This window comes from Streptomyces sp. NPDC001027, from assembly GCF_040299045.1.
Classification (GTDB): domain Bacteria; phylum Actinomycetota; class Actinomycetes; order Streptomycetales; family Streptomycetaceae; genus Streptomyces.
Genome location: NZ_JBEPBI010000456.1, coordinates 1 through 3191 on the forward strand (window position 1 = coordinate 1; position 3191 = coordinate 3191).

A 3191-nucleotide genomic window follows, 5' to 3' on the forward strand; every position below is an offset into this window, starting at 1 on the left:
GGGCGGGCGCCGACGCCGTCTACCCCGGCTACGGGTTCCTCTCGGAGAACCCCGACCTCGCCCGCGCCTGCGAGGAGGCGGGCATCACCTTCGTGGGGCCCGACGCCCGCACCCTCGAGCTGACCGGCAACAAGGCGAGCGCGGTGGCCGCCGCGCGCGCCGCGGGCGTCCCCGTGCTCGGCTCGTCCGCGCCCTCCAACGACGTCGACGAACTCGTCCGGGCCGCCGAGGAGATCGGCTTCCCGGTGTTCGTGAAGGCCGTCGCCGGCGGCGGCGGACGCGGCATGCGCCGGGTGGAGGACCCGGCCGCCCTGCGCGAGTCCATCGAGGCGGCCTCCCGCGAGGCGGCCTCCGCGTTCGGCGACCCCACCGTCTTCCTCGAGAAGGCCGTCGTCGACCCCCGCCACATCGAGGTGCAGATCCTCGCCGACGGCGAGGGCAACGTCATCCACCTCTTCGAGCGCGACTGCTCCCTCCAGCGCCGCCACCAGAAGGTCATCGAGATGGCCCCCGCGCCGAATCTCGCCCCGGAGCTGCGCGACCGCATCTGCGCCGACGCGGTCCGCTTCGCCCGGCAGATCGGCTACCGCAACGCCGGCACCGTCGAGTTCCTCCTCGACCCCGCGGGCAACCACGTCTTCATCGAGATGAACCCCCGCATCCAGGTCGAGCACACGGTGACCGAGGAGGTCACCGACGTCGACCTCGTCCAGGCCCAGCTGCGCATCGCCGCCGGCGAGACCCTCGCCGACCTCGGCCTGTCGCAGGAGACCGTCACCCTGCACGGCGCGGCCCTGCAGTGCCGCATCACCACCGAGGACCCCGCCAACGGCTTCCGCCCCGACACCGGCCGCATCAGCGCCTACCGCTCCCCGGGCGGCTCCGGCATCCGCCTCGACGGCGGAACCACCCACGCGGGCACCGAGATCAGCGCGCACTTCGACTCCATGCTGGTCAAACTCACCTGTCGGGGACGGGACTTCCCGACCGCGATCGGACGCGCCCGGCGCGCCGTCGCCGAGTTCCGCATCCGCGGCGTCGCCACCAACATCCCGTTCCTGCAGGCCGTCCTGGACGACGCCGACTTCCAGGCCGGACGGGTCACCACGTCCTTCATCGAACAGCGTCCGCACCTGCTCACCGCGCGCCACTCGGCCGACCGCGGCACCAAGCTGCTCACCTACCTCGCCGACGTCACCGTCAACAAGCCGCACGGCGAACGGCCCGACCTGATCGACCCGGTCGCCAAGCTGCCGGCGACGCCCGCCGGCGAGCCGCCCGCCGGCTCCCGCCAACGGCTGGTCCACCTCGGCCCCGAGGGCTTCGCCCGCTGGCTGCGCGAGTCGCCCACCATCGGCGTCACCGACACCACCTTCCGCGACGCCCACCAGTCCCTGCTGGCCACCCGCGTGCGCACCAAGGACCTCCTCGCCTCCGCCCCGCTCGTCGCCCACACCCTGCCGAACCTGCTCTCCCTGGAGTGCTGGGGCGGCGCCACCTACGACGTGGCGCTGCGCTTCCTCGCCGAGGACCCCTGGGAGCGGCTGGCGGCCCTGCGCGAGGCCGTCCCGAACATCTGCCTGCAGATGCTGCTGCGCGGCCGCAACACCGTCGGCTACACCCCGTACCCGACGGAGGTCACCGACGCGTTCGTGCAGGAGGCCGCCGCCACCGGCATCGACGTCTTCCGCATCTTCGACGCCCTCAACGACGTCGGCCAGATGCGGCCCGCCATCGACGCGGTACGGGAGACGGGCACGGCCGTCGCCGAGGTCGCCCTGTGCTACACCTCCGACCTGTCCGACCCGAACGAGCGCCTCTACACCCTCGACTACTACCTGCGCCTGGCCGAGCAGATCGTCGAGGCCGGCGCCCACGTCCTGGCCGTCAAGGACATGGCCGGCCTGCTGCGCGCCCCGGCCGCCGCCACGCTCGTCTCCGCGCTGCGCCGTGAGTTCGACCTGCCGGTGCACCTGCACACCCACGACACCGCGGGCGGCCAGCTCGCCACCTACCTGGCCGCGATCCAGGCCGGCGCGGACGCCGTGGACGGGGCCGTCGCCTCCATGGCCGGCACCACCTCCCAGCCCTCGCTGTCGGCGATCGTCGCCGCGACCGACCACTCCGAGCGGCCCACCGGCCTCGACCTCCAGGCCGTCGGCGACCTCGAGCCGTACTGGGAGGGCGTCCGCAGGATCTACGCGCCCTTCGAGGCCGGCCTCGCCTCACCGACGGGGCGCGTCTACCACCACGAGATCCCCGGCGGTCAGCTCTCCAACCTGCGCACCCAGGCCGTCGCGCTCGGCCTCGGCGACCGCTTCGAGGACATCGAGGCGATGTACGCCGCCGCCGACCGCATCCTCGGACACCTGGTCAAGGTCACCCCCTCGTCCAAGGTGGTCGGCGACCTCGCCCTGCACCTCGTCGGCGCCGGCGTCTCACCCCGGGACTTCGAGGCCACGCCCGACCGGTACGACATCCCCGACTCCGTCATCGGCTTCCTGCGGGGCGAGCTCGGCACGCCGCCCGGCGGCTGGCCCGAGCCGTTCCGCAGCAAGGCGCTGCAGGGCCGCGGCGAGGCCAAGCCGGTCCAGGAGCTGAGCGCCGAGGACCGTGAGGGCCTCGACAAGACCCGCCGCGCCACCCTCAACCGGCTGCTCTTCCCCGGCCCGACGCGTGACTTCGAGACCCACCGGCAGGCCTACGGCGACACCAGCGTCCTCGACAGCAAGGACTTCTTCTACGGTCTGCGCCAGGCCAAGGAGTACGCGGTCGACCTCGAGCCGGGCGTGCGTCTGCTGATCGAGCTGCAGGCCGTCGGCGAGGCCGACGAACGCGGCATGCGCACCGTCATGTCCACCCTGAACGGCCAGCTGCGGCCCATCCAGGTCCGCGACAAGGCCGCGGCCTCCGACATCCCCGTGACCGAGAAGGCGGACCGCAGCGATCCCGGGCACGTCGCGGCCCCGTTCGCGGGCGTGGTCACCCTGACGGTCGCCGAGGGCGACGAGGTGGCGGCCGGCGCGACCGTCGCGACCATCGAGGCGATGAAGATGGAGGCCACGATCACCGCGCCGACGGCCGGCCGGGTGAGCAGGCTCGCCATCAACCGCATCCAGCAGGTGGAGGGCGGCGACCTGCTCGTCGTCGTCGGCTGACGGGACGGTCGCCGGCGCCCACCCGCCGGCGAC

The 3191-nt window shown here is 73.4% G+C and carries 1 protein-coding gene; it reads left to right on the forward strand.

Annotated elements, in window-relative coordinates; genetic code table 11:
- A partial coding sequence (locus tag ABT300_RS42650; RefSeq protein WP_351688158.1) for a pyruvate carboxylase occupies nt 1-3158 on the forward strand: 3158 nt, incomplete at its 5' end.
- Nucleotides 3159-3191 lie beyond the last annotated feature (33 nt).